Origin of the sequence: Rhodococcus yananensis (genome assembly GCF_020515525.1) — a bacterium.
In the GTDB taxonomy this organism is placed as follows: domain Bacteria; phylum Actinomycetota; class Actinomycetes; order Mycobacteriales; family Mycobacteriaceae; genus Rhodococcus; species Rhodococcus yananensis.
On the sequence record NZ_JAIYEP010000033.1, the window covers coordinates 16,385 to 37,605 of the forward strand.

General features: G+C 69.4%; 16 protein-coding genes and 1 pseudogene. All 17 read left to right on the forward strand.

From position 1 onward, the window contains the following. Positions 1-21 precede the first annotated feature (21 nt). The 17 genes and pseudogenes from trpB to LDQ05_RS10300 all read left to right on the forward strand — a co-directional run bounded on the left by trpB (position 22) and on the right by LDQ05_RS10300 (position 21,113). On the forward strand, positions 22-1,272 hold the full coding sequence (trpB, locus tag LDQ05_RS10220) for a tryptophan synthase subunit beta (protein WP_226436873.1): 1,251 nt from the start codon (positions 22-24) through the stop codon (positions 1,270-1,272). Then, positions 1,269-2,072 (forward strand): tryptophan synthase subunit alpha, encoded by an 804-nt coding sequence (gene trpA / locus LDQ05_RS10225; RefSeq protein ID WP_226436852.1) that lies wholly within the window; start codon positions 1,269-1,271, stop codon positions 2,070-2,072. The genes trpB and trpA overlap by 4 nt, the downstream gene beginning before the upstream one ends. Further along, a complete protein-coding gene (gene lgt, locus LDQ05_RS10230; RefSeq protein ID WP_226436853.1) occupies positions 2,069-3,109 on the forward strand; it encodes a prolipoprotein diacylglyceryl transferase in 1,041 nt (346 codons plus the stop codon). The genes trpA and lgt overlap by 4 nt, the downstream gene beginning before the upstream one ends. Continuing rightward, a complete protein-coding gene (locus LDQ05_RS10235; protein ID WP_226436854.1) occupies positions 3,106-3,852 on the forward strand; it encodes a TM2 domain-containing protein in 747 nt (248 codons plus the stop codon). Before lgt ends, LDQ05_RS10235 begins: the two co-directional genes overlap by 4 nt. Before the next feature lie 92 nt (positions 3,853-3,944). Beyond that, positions 3,945-8,465, forward strand: a complete 4,521-nt coding sequence (gene gltB, locus LDQ05_RS10240) for a glutamate synthase large subunit (RefSeq protein ID WP_226436855.1) — start codon at positions 3,945-3,947, stop codon at positions 8,463-8,465. 159 nt (positions 8,466-8,624) lie between these two features. Beyond that, entirely contained in the window at positions 8,625-10,049 is a 1,425-nt protein-coding gene (locus LDQ05_RS10245) for a glutamate synthase subunit beta (protein WP_226436874.1), read from the forward strand. Positions 10,050-10,121: 72 nt separating this feature from the next. Beyond that, entirely contained in the window at positions 10,122-11,543 is a 1,422-nt protein-coding gene (gene pyk / locus LDQ05_RS10250) for a pyruvate kinase (protein ID WP_226436856.1), read from the forward strand. Next, a complete protein-coding gene (locus tag LDQ05_RS10255; protein ID WP_226436857.1) occupies positions 11,540-12,418 on the forward strand; it encodes an acyl-CoA thioesterase II in 879 nt (292 codons plus the stop codon). Before pyk ends, LDQ05_RS10255 begins: the two co-directional genes overlap by 4 nt. A gap of 648 nt (positions 12,419-13,066) precedes the next feature. Next, positions 13,067-13,900 (forward strand): MetQ/NlpA family ABC transporter substrate-binding protein, encoded by an 834-nt coding sequence (locus tag LDQ05_RS10260; protein ID WP_226436858.1) that lies wholly within the window; start codon positions 13,067-13,069, stop codon positions 13,898-13,900. Next, complete coding sequence (locus tag LDQ05_RS10265) at positions 13,900-14,919, forward strand: methionine ABC transporter ATP-binding protein (RefSeq protein ID WP_264184734.1); 1,020 nt, start codon at positions 13,900-13,902, stop codon at positions 14,917-14,919. Before LDQ05_RS10260 ends, LDQ05_RS10265 begins: the two co-directional genes overlap by 1 nt. Next, positions 14,916-15,584, forward strand: a complete 669-nt coding sequence (locus LDQ05_RS10270) for a methionine ABC transporter permease (RefSeq protein WP_226436860.1) — start codon at positions 14,916-14,918, stop codon at positions 15,582-15,584. Before LDQ05_RS10265 ends, LDQ05_RS10270 begins: the two co-directional genes overlap by 4 nt. Positions 15,585-15,691: 107 nt before the next feature. Beyond that, a pseudogene (locus LDQ05_RS10275) lies at positions 15,692-16,096 on the forward strand (PadR family transcriptional regulator); the annotation flags it as partial. 273 nt (positions 16,097-16,369) lie between these two features. Next, complete coding sequence (locus tag LDQ05_RS10280; protein WP_226436861.1) at positions 16,370-17,950, forward strand: AMP-binding protein; 1,581 nt, start codon at positions 16,370-16,372, stop codon at positions 17,948-17,950. After that, entirely contained in the window at positions 17,947-18,408 is a 462-nt protein-coding gene (locus LDQ05_RS10285) for a class I SAM-dependent methyltransferase (RefSeq protein ID WP_226436862.1), read from the forward strand. The genes LDQ05_RS10280 and LDQ05_RS10285 overlap by 4 nt, the downstream gene beginning before the upstream one ends. Before the next feature lie 256 nt (positions 18,409-18,664). Further along, on the forward strand, positions 18,665-19,711 hold the full coding sequence (locus LDQ05_RS10290; protein WP_226436875.1) for a tyrosine-type recombinase/integrase: 1,047 nt from the start codon (positions 18,665-18,667) through the stop codon (positions 19,709-19,711). Then, on the forward strand, positions 19,711-20,049 hold the full coding sequence (locus LDQ05_RS10295) for a helix-turn-helix domain-containing protein (RefSeq protein WP_226436863.1): 339 nt from the start codon (positions 19,711-19,713) through the stop codon (positions 20,047-20,049). Before LDQ05_RS10290 ends, LDQ05_RS10295 begins: the two co-directional genes overlap by 1 nt. Continuing rightward, positions 20,046-21,113 (forward strand): hypothetical protein, encoded by a 1,068-nt coding sequence (locus tag LDQ05_RS10300; RefSeq protein WP_226436864.1) that lies wholly within the window; start codon positions 20,046-20,048, stop codon positions 21,111-21,113. Before LDQ05_RS10295 ends, LDQ05_RS10300 begins: the two co-directional genes overlap by 4 nt. The last annotated feature ends 108 nt before the right edge of the window (positions 21,114-21,221 follow it).

The window sequence follows — 21,221 nt, forward strand, 5'->3', positions numbered from 1 at the left end:
AAGGGGCGCGGACTCCCCGCGATGAGCGACGCCGTCTCGACGCAGACCGCGCACGAACCCGACGCCGGTGGGCACTTCGGGTCGTTCGGCGGACGGTTTCTTCCCGAGGCGCTCATGGCGGTCATCGAGGAGGTCACCGCAGCCTACGAGAAGGATCGCACCGATCCCGGTTTTCTCGGCGAACTCGACCGGTTGCAGCGCGACTACACGGGCCGGCCGTCGCCGGTGTACGAGGCGACGCGGCTCGGTGAACACGCCGGGGGGGCACGGATCCTGCTCAAGCGCGAGGATCTGAACCACACCGGGTCGCACAAGATCAACAATGTGCTCGGGCAGGTGCTGCTCGCGAAGCGCATGGGCAAGACCCGCATCATCGCCGAGACCGGAGCCGGCCAGCACGGCGTGGCGACCGCGACCGCGTGTGCTCTCTTCGGGCTCGGATGCCGGGTGTACATGGGTGAGGTCGACATGAAGCGGCAGGCCCTCAACGTCGCCCGCATGCGGCTGCTCGGTGCGGAGGTCGTCGCCGCGACGACCGGTTCGCGCACCCTCAAGGACGCGATCAACGAGGCGATGCGCGACTGGGTCACCAACGCCGACAGCACCTACTACTGCTTCGGTACCGCCGCGGGCCCGCACCCGTTCCCCGCCATGGTCCGCGATTTCCAGCGCATCGTCGGACTCGAGGCCCGAGCCCAGGTGCGCGCGCTGACGGGTCGGTTGCCCGACGCCGTCGCCGCGTGCGTCGGCGGTGGTTCCAACGCGATCGGCATCTTCCACCCGTTCATCGACGACGCGTCCGTCAAACTCGTCGGGCTCGAGGCCGGGGGAGACGGCGTCGACACCGGCCGGCACGCCGCGACCATCGGCGGCGGCTCGCACGGTGCCCTGCACGGCGCGTACTCGTACCTGCTGCAGGACGAGGACGGTCAGACCATCGAATCCCACTCGATCTCCGCGGGACTCGACTATCCCGGTGTCGGTCCCGAACACGCGTGGCTCGCGGACACCGGGCGCGCCGAGTACCGCGCCATCACCGACACCGAGGCGATGGACGCGTTCTCACTGCTGTGCCGCACCGAGGGCATCATCCCGGCGATCGAGTCCGCGCACGCCGTCGCCGGTGCGCTGCAACTCGGCCGGGAACTCGGGCAGGGCGCCATCGTCCTGGTGAGCCTGTCCGGTCGCGGCGACAAGGACGTCGACACCGCAGGAAAGTGGTTCGGGTTGCTGCCCGACGACGACACCCGCACCGAAGGAGACGCGCAGTGAGCGCCCCGTACGAACGCCTCGCCGACATCTTCGCCACGTGCCGCGCCGAGCAGCGCGCCGCGCTCGTCGGATACCTCCCCGTCGGTTATCCCACCGTCGCCGCCTCGATCGAGGCGATGACGACCCTCGTCGAGGGCGGATGCGACCTCGTCGAGGTCGGCATCCCCTACAGCGATCCGGTCATGGACGGCACGACCATCCAGAACGCGGCGAATCAGGCCCTGGCCGGCGGTGTCCGGGTGCGGGACGTGTTCCCCGCGGTCGAGGCGATCACCGCGGCGGGCGGCGCCGCCGTCGTCATGACCTACTGGAATCTCGTGTTGCGGTACGGGATCGACAACTTCGCCCGTGATCTCGCCGCGGCAGGCGGACTGGGGATCATCACCCCGGATCTGATCCCCGACGAAGCCGCCGAGTGGATCGCCGCATCGGAGAAGTACGGCCTGGGCCGCACCTTTCTCGTCGCTCCGTCGTCCACCAACGAACGCCTCGCCACGACCCTCGACCGGTGCCGCGGATTCGTGTACGCGACCTCGACGATGGGGGTCACCGGCGCCCGCGACTCCGTCGACAACCGGGCCCCGGAACTCGTCGCGCGGGTGCGTACCCACTCCGACATTCCGGTCGGTGTCGGTCTGGGGGTGCGCAACGGCGCCCAGGCCGCCGAGATCGCGGCCTACGCCGACGGAGTGATCGTCGGTTCCGCGCTGGTCACGGCGGCCGGCCAGGGACGGGACACGCTGCTGGCGCTGACGCAGGATCTCGCGAAGGGTGTGCGGTCCGCTAGCGTGGCGTCGTGACATCGACTGCAACAGTTCTGGCCTACCTGCCCAGCCCGCCGCAAGGCGTCTGGTACGTCGGGCCGCTCGCCCTGCGTGCCTACGCGCTGTGCATCATCGTCGGCATCGTCGTCGCGATCTGGTGGGGTGACCGCCGCTGGGTGGCCCGCGGTGGGCGGCCCGGCACCGTTCTGGACATCGCGGTGTGGGCGGTGCCCTTCGGGCTCGTCGGCGGCCGGCTCTACCACGTCATCACCGACTGGCGGAAGTACTTCGGTGAGGGCGCCGACCCCGTCGACGCACTGAAGATCTGGGAGGGCGGCCTGGGGATCTGGGGTGCCGTCGCGCTCGGCGCGGTCGGTGCGTGGATCGGCTGCCGCAGGCGGGGAATCCCGCTGCCCGCGTTCGGTGACGCTCTCGCTCCGGCCATCCTGCTCGCGCAGGCCATCGGCCGCCTCGGTAACTGGTTCAACCAGGAACTGTACGGTCGGGAGACGACCGTCCCGTGGGGCCTCGAGATCTACGAGCGCGCCGACGACGCCGGTCGGATGTCGCCGCATCTCATCGACGGGGTGTCCACCGGTGAGGTCGCATTCGTCGTGCACCCCACCTTCCTGTACGAACTGTTGTGGAACCTGCTCGTCGTCGTGCTGCTCGTGCTCGCCGACCGGCGATTCGCGATCGGGCACGGGCGTCTGTTCGCGCTGTACGTCGCCGGATACTGCGCGGGCAGGTTCTGGGTCGAACTCATGCGCGCCGACACCGCCACCGAGATCGCGGGAATCCGCGTCAACACGTTCACCTCGGGCATCGTGTTCGTCCTCGCCGTCGCCTACGTGATCTTCGCGCGCAAGGGCAGGGAAGCGCCCGAGACACTCGACCCGAGCGGTGAGTCCGGGGAGGACGATGCGGGCTCCGCCGGGAAGGCGGCGCCGGGCGGTGACACCGGGCCGGGCGAGCCGGAGGCCGGTGCCGCGGGACGGTCCGGAGCCGGTACCGGATCCACCGGTAAGGTCGACGGCACAGCCGTCACGACAGACGAAGGGGAGAAGCTGTGACAACGCCGGAGCCGGGCAGGTCCGATGCGGGGGACGAGGAACCCGCCAAGCCGGATCTGCGCAAGGACACCGATCCGCTTCCGTCCGTGCCCGACCAGTACGGGTCGACGACCGGCAGTCCCGGTCCCGGATGGGAGACGCAGACCGGTGTCGGCACCGGTCCCGGGTGGGGCAGCTCTCCGACGTATCCGACACCGACGTCTCAGTACCCCGACAACGCGGGCTATCCGGAGCCGACCCCTGGCTACCCGGAGTCGACGCCCGGATCCGGGCCGGTGTACGGCACTCCCGATCCGCAGTATCCGATGTCCGGTGCGCCGGGGCAGACGGGCGCGGGGTATCCGGGTGAGGCATACCCGAGTGCGGGATATCCGGGGGCGACGTACCAGGCATCCTCGCAGGCCGGTTACGGCCCCGCACCTCAGCCGACGTACGGGGCGTACACGGCGCCGCCCGGATACCCACAGGGCGCCGGCTACGACGTGACCGCGCCGTACGGACGCGACCCGTACACCGGCGAACCGTACTCCGACAAGTCGAAGGTCACAGCGGGCATCCTCGAGATCCTGCTCGGCGCATTCGGCGCCGGACGGTTCTATCTCGACCAGCCCGGTATCGCCATCGCCCAGATCGCGGTCACGTGGCTCACCTGCGGCATCGGCGGAATCTGGCCGCTGATCGACGGCATCCTCATGCTCACCGGCAAGGTTCGAGACAACAACGGACGACCCCTGCGCCCCTGATGCTCGCGGGTCTACGCCGGTCGGTGCGATCGGCGTAGACTGACGCGACCGACGGCACATCCGGGTGCCGCGACACCCCCGGCAGGCGGCCGGTGCAGCACGACCATCCACACCTCCGCCGTCACCCATCGGACGACGGATTGCCCGCCGCGTGTGGGCTCTACGATCCCGCACGCGAAGTGGACTCCTGCGGCGTCGCCGGGATCGTGGATGTGCACGGGCGCCGATCCCACCGCGTCGTCGCGGATGCGCTCGCGGCGCTGCGCGCCCTGGCCCACCGCACGGCGAGCGGCCGCGAACCGGACTCCGGCGACGGCGCCGGAATCACGGTCACGGTGCCGTGGGAACTGAACCGCGAGACCGTCGCCCTCGATCTTCCCGCCCCGCGGCACTACGCCACCGGGCTGTGCTTCCTTCCCCGCGACACGGCCCGGCGCATCGTCGAGTCGCTCGCCGCGGCGGAGGGACTCGACGTCCTCGGCTGGCGCGACGTCCCCGTCGATCCTCACGGCGCGCACCTCGGTGACACGGCGGAACGGTCCCGACCCCACATCGCCCAGCTGTTCGTGGCCCCCACGGTCGCCCACCCGTCGGGTCGCGATCCCGGGGTCGACCTCGACCGCGCCGTGCATCCGCTGCGCCGCCGCGCCGAACACGAGTGCGCGGTGCACGGTGTACCCGTCTACTTCCCGTCGCTGTCCGCCCGCACGATCGTGTACAAGGGGATGCTCACCGTCGGGCAGTTGCCCCTGTTCTACCCGGACCTGCGTGACCCGCGGTGCGTGTCGGCGATCGCCCTCGTCCACGGCAGGTATTCGACGAACACCTTTCCGGCGTGGCCGCTCGCCCAACCGTTCCGGTACTGCGCGCACAACGGCGAGATCAACACGATCCGGGGCAACCGGGCCCGGATGCGCGCCCGGCAACCGCACCTGCACGCCGCGTTCCTGCGCGGCCCGGTCCACGACATCCCGATCTGCTCACCGCACATGTCCGATTCGGCGTCGCTCGACGAGACCCTCGAACTCCTGCATCTCGCGGGCCGCACACTGCCGCACGCCGCCGTGATGATGATGCCGCCCGCCTGGGAGAACGACCCCCGTACCGCTGGGCAACGGCGGGCATTCCACGACTTCCACGCCGGGTTGCTCGAACCCTGGGACGGTCCCGCCTGCCTGGCCTTCACCGACGGCGCGGTGTTCGGCGCCGTCGGCGACCGGAACGGCCTGCGCCCCGGCCGGTGGTGGCACACCCGCGACGACACCGTGATCTTCGCCGGTGAAGCCGGGGTGCTCCCCACGGAACCGTCCGATGTGATCGCGAAGGGCCGGCTCGAACCCGGGCGACCGTTCGTCGTCGAAACCGGACCCGGCACCGCGGGGCGCATCGTTCCCCCGGACGAACTGCTCGACACGCTCGCCGCCGAACACCCCTACCGGTGCTGGCTCGACCGCGGCCGGATCCCGTTCGTGACCGGGCGACCGGACCCCGAACCCTGCGGTGAGCGCGCCGATCCCCGGACCCGGTGGCTGTACGGATACACCGCCGAGGACCTCGACGAGACCCTGGCGACCATGGCGACCACCGGCCGGGAACCGGTGGGGTCGATGGGCTCGGACATCCCACCCGCCATGTCCTCCCCGCGACCGCGACTCCTGTTCGACCACGTGACCGCCATGTTCGCGCAGGTCACCAATCCGCCGCTCGATGCGATCCGCGAACGGGTCGTCACGGCGCAACGCCATCTCACCGGCCCCGAGGGAGACCTCCTCGCCGCGACACCACGATCGGCACGCCGACTGTCCCTCGACACGCCGATACCGACCGCCGCCGACCTCGAGGCGCTCCGCCACCTCGGCGCACGCCACCCGGCGCTGCGCGCGACCCAGGTGTCGGCGACGTTCCCGCCGGACGGCACCGCCGCGGCTGCCCTCACCGGGGCGCTCACCCGGCTGCGCCACGAGGCCGAGAGGGCCGTGGACTCCGGCCACGGAATCCTGATCGTCACCGACCAGGCGCGCGACGGTACCGCGGTGCCGATACCGTCGCTGCTGGCGCTGGCGACGGTGCACCGGCATCTCGCCGCGACCGGCCGGCGCACCCGCGTGGCGCTGGTCGTCGACAGCGGTGATGCGCGGGAGGTCCACCACGTCGCGGCGCTCCTCGGGTTCGGGGCCGACGCGGTGTGCCCGTCGGTGGCGTACGGCGTCGTCGCGACGCTCGCGGACGACGGACGGCTCGGAGACGTCTCCGCCGCCACCGCGGTCCGCAACTACCGGACCGCGCTGATCGACGGTGTGATCGAGGTGATGGCCAAGTGCGGTGTCTCCACGATCTCGTCGTACATCGGGGCGGGCACCTTCGACGTGATCGGACTCGACCCCGACGTGCTGGGTGTGGACGCGGCGATCGGCGGCACCACCGTCGCCGACGTCGCCGAGCAGGCGCGCGAGCGGTACCGGATGGCGCACTCGCCGCGCGCCGACACCGCGGCACCGCCGAGCGGTGGAATCCACCGGTACCGGCGGGACGGCGAACCGCATCTGTTCACCCCGGAGGCGGTGTTCCTGCTGCAGCACGCGACACGCACCGGCCGCGCCGAGGTGTACGCGCGGTACTGCGCCGAGATCGACAGCCGCTCGGCGGACGGCGGCACCCTGCGGGGACTGCTGCGGTTCCACCGTGCCGCCGACCCGATCGACGTCGTCGACGTCGAACCCGTCGAGTCGATCGTCACCCGGTTCGCGACCGGTGCGATGAGCTACGGATCGATCTCCGCGGAGGCCCACGAGACGCTCGCCGTCGCGATGAACCGGCTCGGGGGTCGGTCGAACTCGGGGGAGGGAGGTGAGGACGTGGCGCGGCTCGGTGACCCGCTGCGCCGCAGCGCCGTCAAACAGGTCGCGAGCGGCAGGTTCGGGGTGACCGCCGCCTACCTCGCCGACGCCACCGATCTGCAGATCAAGGTGGCGCAGGGAGCGAAACCCGGTGAAGGCGGGCAGCTTCCGGCCGAGAAGGTGTATCCGTGGATCGCGCGGACCCGATGCTCGACCCCCGGAGTCGGACTGATCTCACCGCCCCCGCACCACGACATCTATTCGATCGAGGACCTCGCCCAACTGATCCACGACCTGCGCTGCGCCAACCCCGCCGCACGTGTTCACGTCAAACTGGTCAGCGGTCTCGGGGTCGGTACGATCGCGGCGGGCGTCGTCAAAGCGGACGCCGACGTGATCCTGATCTCCGGTCACGACGGGGGCACCGGCGCGGCGCTGCTCACCGCGCTGCACCATTCCGGACTGCCGTGGGAGATCGGGCTCGCCGAAACCCAGCAGACCCTGGTGCTCGGGGGTCTTCGTGACCGCGTCACCGTCCAGTGCGACGGTGGCCTGCGCACCGGTCGTGACGTCGTGATCGCCGCGCTCCTCGGCGCCGAGGAGTTCGGTTTCGCCACGGCGCCGCTGGTGGTCCTCGGCTGCATCCTGATGCGCGTGTGTCATCTCGACACCTGTCCCGTGGGCATCGCCACCCAGAACGAGGATCTGCGCGCCGCGTTCGCGGGGCGTGCCGAGCACGTCGAATCGTTCTTCCGGTTCGTCGCCGAGGACGTGCGTGCCCGCCTCGCCGGGCTCGGTCTGCGCAGCATCGACGACGCGGTCGGGCGCGTCGACCTGCTCGACCCACGCGCCGCCGGGAGTCGTTCCGCGGGAGTGGATCTGGCTCCGCTGCTGGAGGTTCCCCGGGACGTGGGCGGCGCCGCGCCGCACCGCCGGTGTCTCCGGCGTCGCACCCGCGCGGACGCATCGACCCTCGACGGACGGCTGCTCTCCGCGGCACGTTCGGCCCTCGACGACGGCCACACCGTGCGGATCGACGACGTCGTGCACAACACCGACCGGGCGGTCGGGACGCGGGTGGGTGCCGCCGTCACCGTCCGCCGCGGTATACCCGGCCTGCCACCCGACACCGTCCGGATCCACCTGCGCGGCAGCGCCGGTCAGTCGCTCGGGGCGTTCCTCCCGCGCGGGGTGACCGTGGTCGTGGTCGGGGACGCCAACGACTACGTCGCGAAAGGACTCTCGGGCGGGTGCGTGGTGGTGCGGCCCGATCCGGCCGCACCCTTCGCGGCGCACACGCAGGTCATCGCCGGCAACACCGTCCTCTACGGTGCGACCACCGGGGAACTGTACCTGCGTGGCAGGGTCGGTGAACGGTTCGCCGTACGCAATTCCGGTGCATCGGCGGTGTGCGAGGGAACCGGCGACCACGCGTGCGAGTACATGACCGGAGGCCGGGTCGTGATCGCCGGACCGACGGGACGCAACCTCGCGGCCGGAATGTCCGGTGGTGTCGTCCACGTCCTCGACCTCGACCCCGAGTGCGTGAACACCGGGTCGGTTCGGATGCGGGCGGTCGATGCCCGCGACATGCAACCGCTGCGAGTGCTGCTCGAACGCCACCGCGAGCGCACGGGATCACCCATCGCTGCGGCGGCGCTCCGTGACTGGCCCTGCAGCGCCGCCCGGTTCTCGACCGTCACCGCGGTCGACGAGCCGGGCTGCAGCCCCCGCCCGCGCGCCGCGCGACGGTCGGTGACGGGGAGCGGACCGTGACCGGAGTGCGTAGCGCGCAGGCGCAGGCACAGGCACAGGCACAGGGAGGCAACCTCGATGAAACAGGAAGGCCCCGTCGTGAGTCGGGCGATCTCCCGTCTCCGGGCGGGAGAGGAAGTCGATGATCGTCGATCGTCCCCACGCGTGCCGCGGGCCGAGATGCCGCAGCGGGACATCCGCGAGCGGGTCCTCGACTGGCGCGAGACCCGCGCGGCGCTGCCACCGCCCGAACGGGATGCGCTGGTGAGCGTGCAGGCCGGCCGGTGTCTCGACTGCGGGATACCGTTCTGCCAGTCGGCGGGTTTCGGATGTCCGCTCGGCAACCGCATACCGGAGTGGAACGCGCTCGCGTCACGGGGGCTGTGGGCGGCCGCCTCCGCACGCCTGCACGAGACCGACAACTTCCCGGAGTTCACCGGCAGGCTCTGCCCGGCGCCGTGCGAATCGGCATGCGTTCTCGCGCAACACGATCACACCGCCGGAGTCACGATCGAAAGTGTCGAGCGGACGATCGCCGACCATGCCTTCGAGGACGGTGCGGTGCATCCGCTCACCGCGGAACACCGCTCGGGGCGCACCGTCGCGGTGATCGGTTCCGGGCCGGCCGGGCTCGCCGCCGCCCAGCAACTCACCCGGGCGGGCCACACCGTGATCGTGTACGAGCGTGACGACAGGCCCGGTGGGTTGCTGCGCTACGGCATCCCGCCGTTCAAGATGGACAAGGCGCTCATCGACCGCCGACTCGAGCAGATGCGGTGCGAGGGGACCGTGTTCCGCACCGGATGCGATGTCGGCGTCGACGTCACCGTCTCGGAGCTCCGATCGGACGTCGACGCGATCGTTCTCGCGGTGGGGGCCCGGCGCGGACGCGACATCGAGGTGCCCGGTCGCGGGCTCGCCGGGATCCGGCCGGCGTTGCCGTACCTGATCGAATCGTGCCGTGCCCGGCAGGACGGACGTCGTGCCCGTGCGGACGCCCGCGGCCGCCGGGTGGTGGTGATCGGTGGGGGTGACACCGGCGCCGACTGTGTGGGCACGGCGCACCGCCAGGGTGCGCGTTCCGTGGTGCACCTGGACTACCGGCCGCGACCACCGGACCACCGCACCGGTGCTGATCCGTGGCCGACCCGACCGCTGGTGTTGCGCACGTGCCCCGCCCACGAGGAGGGCGGTGATCGCCGCTTCGAGGTGGCCGTGCAGCGGTTCGTCGGCGACCGGGCCGGACACGTGCGGGCCGTGGTGCTCACCCGCGTGGATCGGGCCCGGACCCCGACGGGCGCCGCGGTGACCGTCCCGTGCGATCTGGCGCTGCTCGCACTCGGGTTCGACGGGGTCGGTGACGCGCCGGTGCTCGACGATCTCGGTGTCGCCCGCACACGTCGAGGGACACTCGCGTGCGACGACTCGTGGCGCGCGGCCGTTCCCGGCGTGTTCGTCTGCGGCGACGCGCACCGCGGTGCGTCGCTGGTGGTGTGGGCGATCGCGGAGGGGCGGGCGGCGGCTCGTGCCGTCGACGACCTGCTCAGCGGGAGTTCGGATCTGCCGGCTCCGGTGACACCGCGATCGGGGCCGTGCGGGTCGTGAGGGCGTACCGCGGCGAGGCGCCGCCGACACGCACGGATGGAGACCGCGCGCCGGGGGGACTAGGGTTGTGCCGTGACCCGACGCACCAAGATCGTTTGCACCATGGGCCCCGCCACGGCCGATCCCGACGTTCTCCGCGAACTCGTGGCCTCCGGCATGGACGTGGCCCGACTCAACTTCAGCCACGGAGAGCACTCCGACCACCGGGGCCACTACGACCGGGTGCGCGCGGCCGCCGAGGAGTTCGGCAGCGCCGTCGGCATCCTCGCCGACCTGCAGGGACCCAAGATCCGCCTCGGCCGGTTCGCCGACGGCCGGACGGTCTGGGAGAACGACGAGATCGTCCGGATCACCGTCGACGATGTCGACGGCACCCACGATCGGGTGTCCACCACCTACAAGCAACTCGCGCAGGATGCCGCGCCCGGCGACCGGTTGCTCGTCGACGACGGCAAGGTCGGCCTCGTCGTCGAATCCGTCGACGGCAACGACGTCGTGTGCCGCGTCACCGAGGGCGGGCCGGTCAGCAACAACAAGGGCGTGTCCCTGCCCGGAATGAACGTGTCCGTTCCGGCCTTGTCGGACAAGGACATCGACGATCTCGAATTCGCGTTGCGGCTCGGTGTGGACTTCGTCGCACTGTCGTTCGTGCGCTCGCCCGCCGACATCGAACTCGTCCACGAGGTCATGGACCGGGTCGGCCGACGTGTCCCGGTCATCGCCAAGCTCGAGAAGCCCGAGGCCGTCGAGAACCTCGAGGCGGTCGTGCTCGCGTTCGACGCGGTGATGGTCGCCCGCGGTGATCTCGGCGTCGAACTCCCGCTCGAAGAGGTGCCGCTCGTGCAGAAACGAGCCATCCAGATCGCGCGGGAGAACGCCAAACCCGTCATCGTCGCCACCCAGATGCTCGAGTCGATGATCGAGAACTCGCGGCCCACCCGCGCCGAGGCGTCGGACGTCGCGAACGCCGTGCTCGACGGCGCGGACGCGGTGATGCTGTCGGGAGAGACCTCCGTCGGCAGGTTTCCCGTCGAGACGGTGCGCACCATGGCGCGGATCGTCGCCGCCGTCGAATCCGACTCGACCGACGTGCCCGCGCTCACGCACATGCCCCGCACCAAGCGCGGTGTGATCTCGTACGCCGCACGCGACATCGGTGAGCGTCTCGACGCGAAGGCGCTCGTCGCGTTCACCCAGTCCGGCGACACCGTGCGCCGGCTGGCACGGTTGCACACGCACCTGCCGCTGCTCGCGTTCACGCCGGTACCGCACATCCGCAACCAGCTGGCACTGACGTGGGGGACCGAGACGTTCTCGGTCGAGCCGGTGGACACCACCGACCGCATGGTCGAGCAGGTCGACGCCGCGCTGCTGTCGCTGGGCCGCTACCGGCGCGGCGACCTCGTGGTCATCGTGGCCGGGGCGCCTCCGGGGCGGTCGGGTTCGACGAACCTGATCCACGTCCACCGACTCGGTGAGAAGGACACCCGTTGACGGACACCGCGGCGCGCGGGTCCGACCTCGACGTCCTCCTCGGTCTCCTCGACATCGAGCAGATCGAGGAGGACGTGTGGCGCGGTGTGCACCCCGCGCAGACCGGGAGCCGCACCTTCGGTGGGCAACTCGTCGCCCAGGCACTGGTCGCGGCGGGCCGCACCGTCGGGGATCGGCCCGTGCACGCCGTCAACGCGCATTTCATCCGGGGCGGTGACGTCCGCCGACCCATCGAATACCGGGTGGTGCGTCATCGCGACGGTCGCGATTTCGCCAACCGGATGGTCACGGCCGTGCAGGACGACCGGGAGCTGTTCGTCATGCTCGCGGCGTTCCAACGGTGGGGTCGCGGACTCGAACACTCGGTGACGGTGCCGGACGTGCCGTTGCCCGACGCGCTGCCCCCGATCGGGGACAGGCTGCGCGGATACGAGGAACAGCTGCCGCATTTCGTCGGGGCCCTCAAACCGATCGACATGCGGTACGCGAACGACCCGGCGTGGGTGCTGCGCGACGCCGGTGAGCGTCTCGAGCACAACCGCGTCTGGATGCGCGCCGACGGTGCACTGCCGGACGATCCGCTGCTGCATGTCGCGACCCTCGCGTACGGCTCCGACACCACCGTCCTCGACTCCATCCTCACCACCCACGGTCTGTCGTGGGGACTGGACCGGATCGTCGCCGCCACCGTGAACCATTCGATCTGGTTCCATCGCCCGGTGCGGTTCGACGAATGGCACCTGTACGCAACGGAATCGCCGGTTGCCGCCGGGTCCCGCGGCATGGCGACGGGACGCTACTTCACGCTCGAGGGCGAGCTCGTCGCGACGATCGTGCAGGAGGGGCTGGTGCGGCACTTCCCGCCGCGGCGGTGACGGGCACCGCGGCGGCCGGGTGTTCCTCCCGCAGGTGTGCTGTCCCTCCCACAGGTTTGCGCTCCGCTGTTTTCCGGGGCTAGCCTGTCGCGGGGCCCACCGTCGTGGTCTCCGTCGTCAACGAGGTCGTCGTCGACCTCCCGGAGGAAGAATGCTCGGCAGCAAGCGCGCGCAGATCGTGTACACACGCATGGTGGGCATGGCCCCCGCGTGTTGTCGCTGCCGCCTCTGACCGTCCCCTCCCTCCTCGGCCGTCCGCAGATTTCCCGTTCCCCGTGTCGCATGCCCGCACATCCGCGGTGCGTCCACGACGGAACCACCGGACTCGCCCGCCCGGCCGCCGCCCTCCGGGGCGCCGACCGTCCCGGTTCGAAAGGATCCACCCCAGTGTCCGCACCCTCCGACCCCGCATCGTCCGCGGCGAAAGGGGTCGGGACCGACGACCACGGCGGTACGTTGCATGCTGTGTACGCGTCTCAACGCGCTCGAGTCCAGGCTCCGCGCACACCCGATACGCGACCGCGCGAGACCGCGCCGACCTCGCCCGGTCCTTCGTCGGATGACCGGGCCCGCGACGGGCAGCCCGCTGCCCGGCACCACGTCCCGGGTCGCGCCGCGGCCCGGCAACACCACGGAAGGTTGACACCGATGTTCCTGCGCCGCTTCGCCGTCGCCACCTCAGCTCTCGTTCTCGGGGTCGGGCTGGCCGCCTGCTCGTCCGGAAGCGACGAGAACACCCTGTCGATCTCGGCGTCGTCGACCCCGCACGTGGAGATCCTCGAGCACATCGTGGACTCCGGTGCACTCGGCGACTACTCGCTGGACATCCACGAGGTCACCGGCGAGATCGACCCGAACGACCTGCTGCAGGCCGGTGACGTCGAGGCGAACTTCTTCCAGCATCGCCCCTACCTCGACGACTGGCAGGTGCAGAACGGTGTCGACGACCTCGTGGCCGTCGCCGAGGTGCACCTCGAGCCGATGGGTCTGTACTCGAACAAGGTCACCTCGCTCGACGAGTTGCAGGACGGCGACACGATCGCCATCCCCCGCGACACCACGAACTTCGCGCGTGCCCTCTATCTGCTCGAGTCGGCCGGGCTGATCACGATGGACGTGCCGTTCGCCGACGCGAACCTGTCCGTGGTGACCGAATCGAACATCGTCGACAACCCGAAGAACCTGGCGATCGTGGGGATCGAACGTCCTCAGCTCGCGCGGCAGCTCGACGACCCGCAGATCACCGCGGCCGTGATCAACTCCAACTACGCGCTCGAGGCCGGTCTGACACCCTCGGACGACGCCATCGTCAGCGAATCCGTGGAGAACAATCCGTTCTCCAACCTGCTCGTCGTCAAGGAGGAGAACGTCGACGATCCGAAGGTCGTCGCGCTGAAGGACGCGTTGGAGTCGCCGGAGACCGCCGCGTGGATCGACCGGACCTACTCCGGTTCCGTCGTCCCGGTGCATCCCGCGAACTGATGATCGTCGTCGAGAACCTCGTCAAGACCTTCCCCGGTGTCGGTGGTGCCGGGACGGTCGAGGCCCTGCGCGGCATCGACCTGGAGATCCCCACCGGGGAGATCTTCGGGATCGTCGGACCGTCCGGATCGGGCAAGTCGACGCTGCTGCGCTGCCTGAACCTGCTCGAGCGGCCGACCTCGGGCCGAATCCTCCTCGGCGGCGACGACCTGTCGACGCTGTCGGGCGCGGACCTGCGCTCGGCGCGCCGACGGATCGGAACGGTGTTCCAGCAGTTCAACCTGCTGCATTCGCGCACGGTTCTCGGCAACGTCGAGTTCCCGCTCGAGGTGGCGGGGGTCGACAGGACGCAGCGGCGCACCCGCGTGCGCGAGCTGCTGGAGCTGGTGGGTCTGGCCGGCAAGGAGTCGTCCTACCCGTCGCAGTTGTCCGGAGGACAACAGCAGCGCGTCGGAATCGCGCGGGCTCTGGCCGCCGAACCCGACGTGCTGCTGTGCGACGAGGCGACCAGCGCGCTCGATCCCGACACCACCGACCAGGTGCTCGATCTGGTCGCCGAGATCAACCGCCGGCTGGGCGTGACCGTCGTGGTGATCACCCACGAACTGGGGGTGCTGCGTCGGGTGTGCACGTCGGCGGCGCGGCTCGAGTCCGGGCACATCGTGGAGACCGGGCGGATATCGGATCTGGTGGCTGATCCGGGTTCGATGCTGGGCGCCGCGATCGTCCCGGTGGGGGACGATCCGTCGGCCGGCCCGATCGCCGACACCGCGCTCGTCACCGCACTCGGAGAGGACGCGCACGGGCCGTGGCTGTCCGATCTGATCCGGACGGTCGACGCGGACGTCGCGGTCGTCGGCGGACGGGTCGAGCGGGTCGGGACGACGACGGTGGGCCGATTGCGGCTCCGCTTCGGTGGGGCCGTCGACCGGGACGCGGTCGCGCGTTTCGTCGGGGACCGCCCGCACCTGACGCTGTCGTGGGGCACGGACACCGATCTCGAGGGGCTCGCCGGATGAACAAGACCACCTGGTACGAGGCGCTGCCGGAGGTGTGGATCGCCACCCTCGAAACGCTCTACATGGTCGGTGTCTCGTTCGTCCTCACCGTGGTCGGTGGGGTCGCGGTGGGTATCGTCCTGCAGGTCACGTCCCCGTCGGGACTGCGACCGATGCGCGCGCTCAACACCGTGCTCGGGGTGATCGTGAACCTGTTCCGGTCGCTGCCGTTCCTGATTCTGCTCATCGCGCTGATCGGCGTGACGCGGTTCATCGTCGGGACGGCGATCGGGCCGACCGCGGCGATCGTGCCGCTCACGATCGGCGCGGTGCCGTTCTTCGCCCGCATCGTCGAGTCGGCGTTGCGGGAGGTGCCGCGCGGCCGGGTGGAGGCCGCGCAGGTGATGGGTGCGACCGACGGGCAGATCGTCCGGAAGGTGCTGGTGCCCGAGGCGACGACGGCGCTGGTGGCCGGCGCGACGCTGACGCTGGTGCTGCTCGTCGGGTACTCGGCGATGGCCGGGGTGATCGGTGCCGGCGGCCTCGGTGATTTTGCGTTGGTGTACGGGTACCAGCGGTTCAACACTCCGGTGCTGTTGGTCGCCGTCGTGGTGCTGATCATCATGGTGCAGATCATGCAGTCGGCCGGTGACGCGATCATCCGGAGGCTCGCGCACCGTCGGTGATCCGCGGGTGTGGGCTCCGCCCGGACCCGTCCGCGACGATGCCGCGGCAGCGGGAAACCTTTGTGCACCTGATTGGACAAGCAATCAGGTGCATATCGGTTCGGTTCATGGCACTCGATCACGCGCTCCTGGTGCCGCTGTCCGAACAGGCCGGCTCCGGCTACGAGCTCACCCGCCGCTTCGACCGATCCATCGGCTTCTTCTGGGGCGCGACACACCAGCAGATCTACCGTGTCCTGCGGCGCGTGGAGGACCGCGGCTGGGTCGAGGCAACCGTCGTCCCGCAGGACGGGCGCCCCGACAAGAAGGACTACCGGGTGAGCGCCGCCGGTGCCCGCGAACTCGCCCGGTGGATCGCCGCACCGACCGAACCGGGCCGCTTACGCGACGAACTCGCCGTCAAGATCCGCGCCGCCGCCCACGGCGACGCCGATGCGCTGCGCGCAGAGGTCGCCCAGCATCGCGATCGCCACGCCGAACGTCTCGCCCACTACCGGGCGATGGAGCACAAGGGGCAGGGCCGATCCTGGGGATGTGTGGGTGTGGCTACCTGAGTAGGCCCCAGTTCGGCCGTTGATCATCACGAATTCCGGCCAGTACTTCCGGTATGCGGCCGAGTATTGGCACATCGGCGTACTACGAATCCATCGAAAGTGCTTTTGTCACAGTGCGTGTACGTACCAAGGTCACCAAAGTTCGCACTGACGCGGCAAACCATACCGATTGGTTTATTCTGAGCGCTCGTCGAGATGATCATCTCCTCACGCAGCAGACCGAAGGACACAATGAACCGCTTCACGGGCAACGTTCTCCTGGACGAGCTGATCGCGTCGGCGCGGGCACGCCCACATGTCACAGCGGTGGTCGAGGCGAAGACGGGGAGGTCTCTGTCTTTCGAAGAGCTTCTCGCACGGGCCGCTGCCGCAGGTCGGAGCATGGTCGCCGCTGGGGCTCGCCCCGGGAGCAACGTCGTTGTGACAGGCTCGCTCGATCTGGATTTCGTTGTCGCGTGCTTCGGAGCGTTCACCGAGAACATCACGCCTGCTCTGCTCGACCCGAACTCATCCGAGGCCACGTTGAGGCAGTGCATCGACGAACTTGAAGCGACGGTGTGGGTGACGACGAGCAAGCTCGATGACACTCTCGGGTTGACCCACTTCGACCCGACGGGCCTCGCGGCGCTCACCACCGCCGAGGAAGCCGAACCCCGGTGGTCGCCGACGTGCGATGTGCTCGATCCGATCCTCATGCTCTATACGAGCGGGACGACAGGTATCCCCAAGGGTGTCCCGTGGGCCACTCGCGAGCTGTCCTCCCAGATCCGGTACTACTCGGCGGCGACCGAGGTTCAGACCGAGTTCTGCTTGTTCCCCCACCTGGCACTGGTCGCCATTGCCATCGGGCGTACTGCGGTACTGCCTGACGTGACCACGCTACAGCCGCTGAAAATCCCCATCGACTCTGTGCACAGGCAGATGATGAAGCACGGCTGCGACTATGTGTTCGCCTCTCCGCTCGTGTGGGACAGGCTGGTCCGCTTCCTCGAAGAGTCGGGTGAAGAGGCTCCGCCGATCAAGATCGCGGCCACGGCTGGGTCCGCACTCAGTGGACGGCTCATCGAGCGCATCTCATCGACGCTTCCTCGGACCACCGTCCGCATCCCATTCGCCAGCACCGAGGCGGTGATGCCCATCACGGTGATCGACGCGCCCGAGTTCGTGTACTTGTCGAGAACGAGGACGTACGCGGGTGCCGGCGTGCCCCTCGGCGCGGTCGCGGACGAGATGTCGGTCGGGGTTGTCCCGATCGAGTCTGACGAGAGCGACTTCTCCATCGGGCGGTCCAGTCTCGCGTCGATGGAGGTCGGGGAGATCGTCGTGACGGGCAGTCGGGTGACGCGGACGTACTTCCGCCGCCCCGACGTAGAGTGCCACGCGAAACTGCGCGACGTCGTGACCGAACGAGTGTGGCACCGAACTGCCGACCTCGGGTACATCGACGACAAGGGACGGCTGTGGTTTGTCTGCCGCAAGAAGGACGTGATCCGTCGTGCGGGGGGTGGTGACCTTTACCCGGACGCCTTGGAGCAGATGTGGAACATGGCGACGGGGGCGTCGATCAGCGCCGTGGTGTACTCGGAGCCGAGCGACGAGCTGTTCTACGTGCTTCCAGGTGATTCGGTCGCCGAGGTTGATGAGTTCGTGCTGAACCTGCAAGCCGACCGCGCTGACGTCCCCCGTCCTACCGTCGTGACGCTGAGCGGCTCGCTGCCTGCCGATGTTCGCCACAACAGCAAGGTTGACCGCCCCTCGGTCTTGCGGATCGTCGAGTCCCAGCAGGAGGCGAACGAGGGGGTGCGCGGATGAACACAGAACTCCACCCCGCAGAGGTGCTGGACGCCTACCTCCACGTGTGCACCGATTCCTCCGCGTTCGTCGATCAGTTCGTGGGCCCGGCGGACCAGCTCGAGATTCGCGGACCAGTGCTCGATTGCGCGGTTGGAACAGGCTTCGGCACTATCGAACTTCTTCAGCTCGGGCACAGCATCGTGTGCTCGGACGGATGTGCTGAGATGTTGAGGCAGTTCTCCGCCAACTCCGAGGCAGCCGGTGTCCCGGCGAAGCCGCTGCTTCTTCGCTGGAACGAGCTGGCGTACGCATTCCCGCAGGTGTTCGAGCTGATCCTGTGTCGAGGCAACTCGCTCGCATACGCTGACGCATGGGACAGCCGCGTTGATGACCCGAGTGATTTCAGTAGCCTCGTCGAACACCTGAGCGGGATGTACGGAGCAATCAAGCCTGGCGGGTACCTCTTCGTCGACTAACCCTTGGGAATTGCATCTGGTGAGTGGATCGCGGCTGGTCGCCTGGTAGCCGCGCTCCGGAATGCGTGAATCGAGTGACCCGAGGATCGGGTCTGACCTGCATCACTTGCCTAGCGATCCCGTTAGATGCATGATTTTGGCACTTAACGGGTGGACTTTTGGGTGGGTGGAGGAGCGGATGGGCCGTGGTGATCTGGCGGGGGCGGCGCACCTCGAACTCGTCTCCGGGGTGGTGCAGCTGCGGCCGGAGGACGCGATGGTCGAGGCGATGCTGCGGGGGTTTCGAGCGCAGCAGACGGCCCGGGGCCTGCGGGACGAGGGCATCACGAAGCGGGAGCAGGTGGTGAAGCGGTTCATGGCGTTCACCAATGACTATCCGTGGTTGTGGTCGGCCGGGCAGGTCGATGAGTGGTCGCTGTCGCTGACCGCCGAACACCACCTCGCACCGTCGACGATCCGCCAGTACCAGGGTCATCTGCGGTTGTTCACCGAGTACCTCACCGATCCGCGCTACGGGTGGGTTCGTGCGTGCGAGAAGGAATTCGGGACCGGCGTGCATCCGGTGCCGGTCGTCCACGAGTGGAACACGATCGCCCACCTCAACGACTACGAGGGGAATCCGGAGGCGCGCCCGTTCACGCGGGAGGAGTTGCAGCGGTTTTTCGACTACGCCGACGACCAGGTCGAACGGGCGGTGCGGGCGGGACGTAAGGGAGCCCTGGCCGCATATCGGGATGCGACGCTGTTCAAGGTCGTCTACGGGTGGGGACTGCGTCGCACGGAGGCGGCCAAGCTCGACGTCGTCGACTGGGGCCGCAATCCTGCCGCCCCCGAGTTCGGCCGGTACGGGATGCTGCACGTGCGCTACGGCAAGGCCAAACGTGGGCAGACGCCACGTCGGCGCAATGTCGCGGCGACGATGGGGTGGGCGGTCGAGGCGGTGGCCGACTACGTCGAGAACGTTCGCCCGAGGTTCGGACACGCCGAGCACCCCGCGTTGTGGGTGACCGAACGTGGCGGTCGGATCAAGTCGGCGGAGATCAATGCGCGGTTCGCCGCCTACCGCGATGCCCTCGGCCTGCCGTCGGTGCTGGTGCCGCATTCGTTGCGGCACTCCTACGTCACGCATTTGACCGAGAACGGTGTCGATCGTCGGTTCATCCAGACCCAGGTCGGGCACGAGTGCGACAGTTCGACGGCGATCTACACCCATGTCAGCGACGACTTCATGAACAGCGCACTACGGCGGGCGCTGGCGCCGGCATTCGACACCTACGAGTCATCCGAAGAAGGGAGTCTGTGATGGCGGCACGCCTGGACTATCGCTGGCATCTGCGTCAGGTCATGGCCGGACGGGGCATGTTCTCGACCACCGATCTGATCGAACCGTTGGCACAGCGAGGGATTCGGCTGTCGTCCTCTCAGGTGTATCGGCTGGTGGTCGAACGCCCCGAGCGGTTGAGCCTGAAGGTCCTGATGGCGTTGCTCGATGTCCTCGACTGCACGATGGCCGACCTCATCGAACCGATCGAGTCCGCGGCGGCCAAGCCCACCCGCGCGGCCGCGGGCGGATCGGCTGCGGACGGTGTCGGTGACCTGCGCCCCAAGAGGGCGCGGATCGTCGGTACCGATCGCCCGTGACCGGCCTCGATGGGCGGGACCGAGCCGTTGCCGACCCGGTCGGAGCGATCATGGACCTGCTCGCACAGGCAGACCCGGGATTCGAGCCCGACACTGCGCGGCGAGTGGTCAAAGATGTCGCTCCGGGACGGGCGAAGGCACGGCGGCTCGCGCTCGCGCTCACCGACCGCCCCGGACTGCTGGTCGACGGGCGCTCGCCGGCACCGCTGGTTGTCGGCGAGTTGCTGGTCGCGATCCGGGCCGCCGGCGCCGAGCATGTCGCCGCACCTCGCTGCACCGACTGTGATCGACCGATACAAGGCACCCTGGCCCGCATGGGCGAGAACTGGTACTGCCACGTATGTGGGCGGCCGCGAGAACGCTGCTTCTCGTGCGGGAACATGAGGCCTGTAGCCCGGCGGGATCGACACGGGGAACCTCACTGCCTCCGCTGCCCGGTGCGCGACTCCCGCGATCCCGACTCGCTGCTCGTCGAGGTGATCACCCGAATCGACCCACCGCTCGCTCCCGGCGCGATCATCGCCGCCGCATCTCTCGCGGCCCCACGACCGACTGCTCGTCGGCGGTTGGCGTGGGTGATCGAAGACCGTCCAGGACTGCTGACCGGCGACGGACATGAGGCGCCGATACCGGCCGTGCTCCGGCTGATCGACGCCCTCTGCGAAGCCGGAGCGACCGGCATCGTGCGCCCAGCCTGCTCAGGCTGCGGGCGGGTCACCCCACTGACCCGCCTCCGCGACGGACTGCGCATCTGCCGACGATGCAGCATCGCAGCCCGCTCCGTGCCGTGCTCACGTTGCGGCCGGACCCGAGAACCCGGCGGACGCGACGGCCAAGGTCTGCCGTTGTGCTCGAGATGCGTGCTCAACGACCCTGCCAACCACGAACACTGCACCAGCTGCGGCCACCTCAAACCGGTCGAGGCCCGCACCGACGCCGGCCCGTTCTGCTGGAACTGCCGCCCGAAACAGCTACTGACGTGCGCGATCTGCGGCCGCCACGGGCCGGCCGAGATCTCCCGCGTCACCGGCGAACCGTGGTGCACGGCATGCCAGCAACGCTAGACTCGCTGCACCGGCTGCGGCCAAGTCGAGCTGGTCCGTTCCGGAACCCTCGAGGATCCGCTCTGTGCCCGCTGCACCGACTTCGATCCCGCACCGTGGCAGCCGTGC

Excerpts from the sequence above, each read along its gene's own strand:
- LDQ05_RS10280 (WP_226436861.1), top strand. The coding sequence starts at position 16,370 with ATGAACCGCTTCACGGGCAACGTTCTCCTGGACGAGCTGATCGCGTCG.
- LDQ05_RS10295 (WP_226436863.1), top strand. The coding sequence starts at position 19,711 with ATGGCGGCACGCCTGGACTATCGCTGGCATCTGCGTCAGGTCATGGCC.
- LDQ05_RS10245 (WP_226436874.1), top strand. The coding sequence starts at position 8,625 with ATGCCGCAGCGGGACATCCGCGAGCGGGTCCTCGACTGGCGCGAGACC.
- LDQ05_RS10265 (WP_264184734.1), top strand. The coding sequence starts at position 13,900 with ATGATCGTCGTCGAGAACCTCGTCAAGACCTTCCCCGGTGTCGGTGGT.
- LDQ05_RS10270 (WP_226436860.1), top strand. The coding sequence starts at position 14,916 with ATGAACAAGACCACCTGGTACGAGGCGCTGCCGGAGGTGTGGATCGCC.
- LDQ05_RS10260 (WP_226436858.1), top strand. The coding sequence starts at position 13,067 with ATGTTCCTGCGCCGCTTCGCCGTCGCCACCTCAGCTCTCGTTCTCGGG.
- LDQ05_RS10285 (WP_226436862.1), top strand. The coding sequence starts at position 17,947 with ATGAACACAGAACTCCACCCCGCAGAGGTGCTGGACGCCTACCTCCAC.
- LDQ05_RS10290 (WP_226436875.1), top strand. The coding sequence starts at position 18,665 with ATGGTCGAGGCGATGCTGCGGGGGTTTCGAGCGCAGCAGACGGCCCGG.
- trpB (WP_226436873.1), top strand. The coding sequence starts at position 22 with ATGAGCGACGCCGTCTCGACGCAGACCGCGCACGAACCCGACGCCGGT.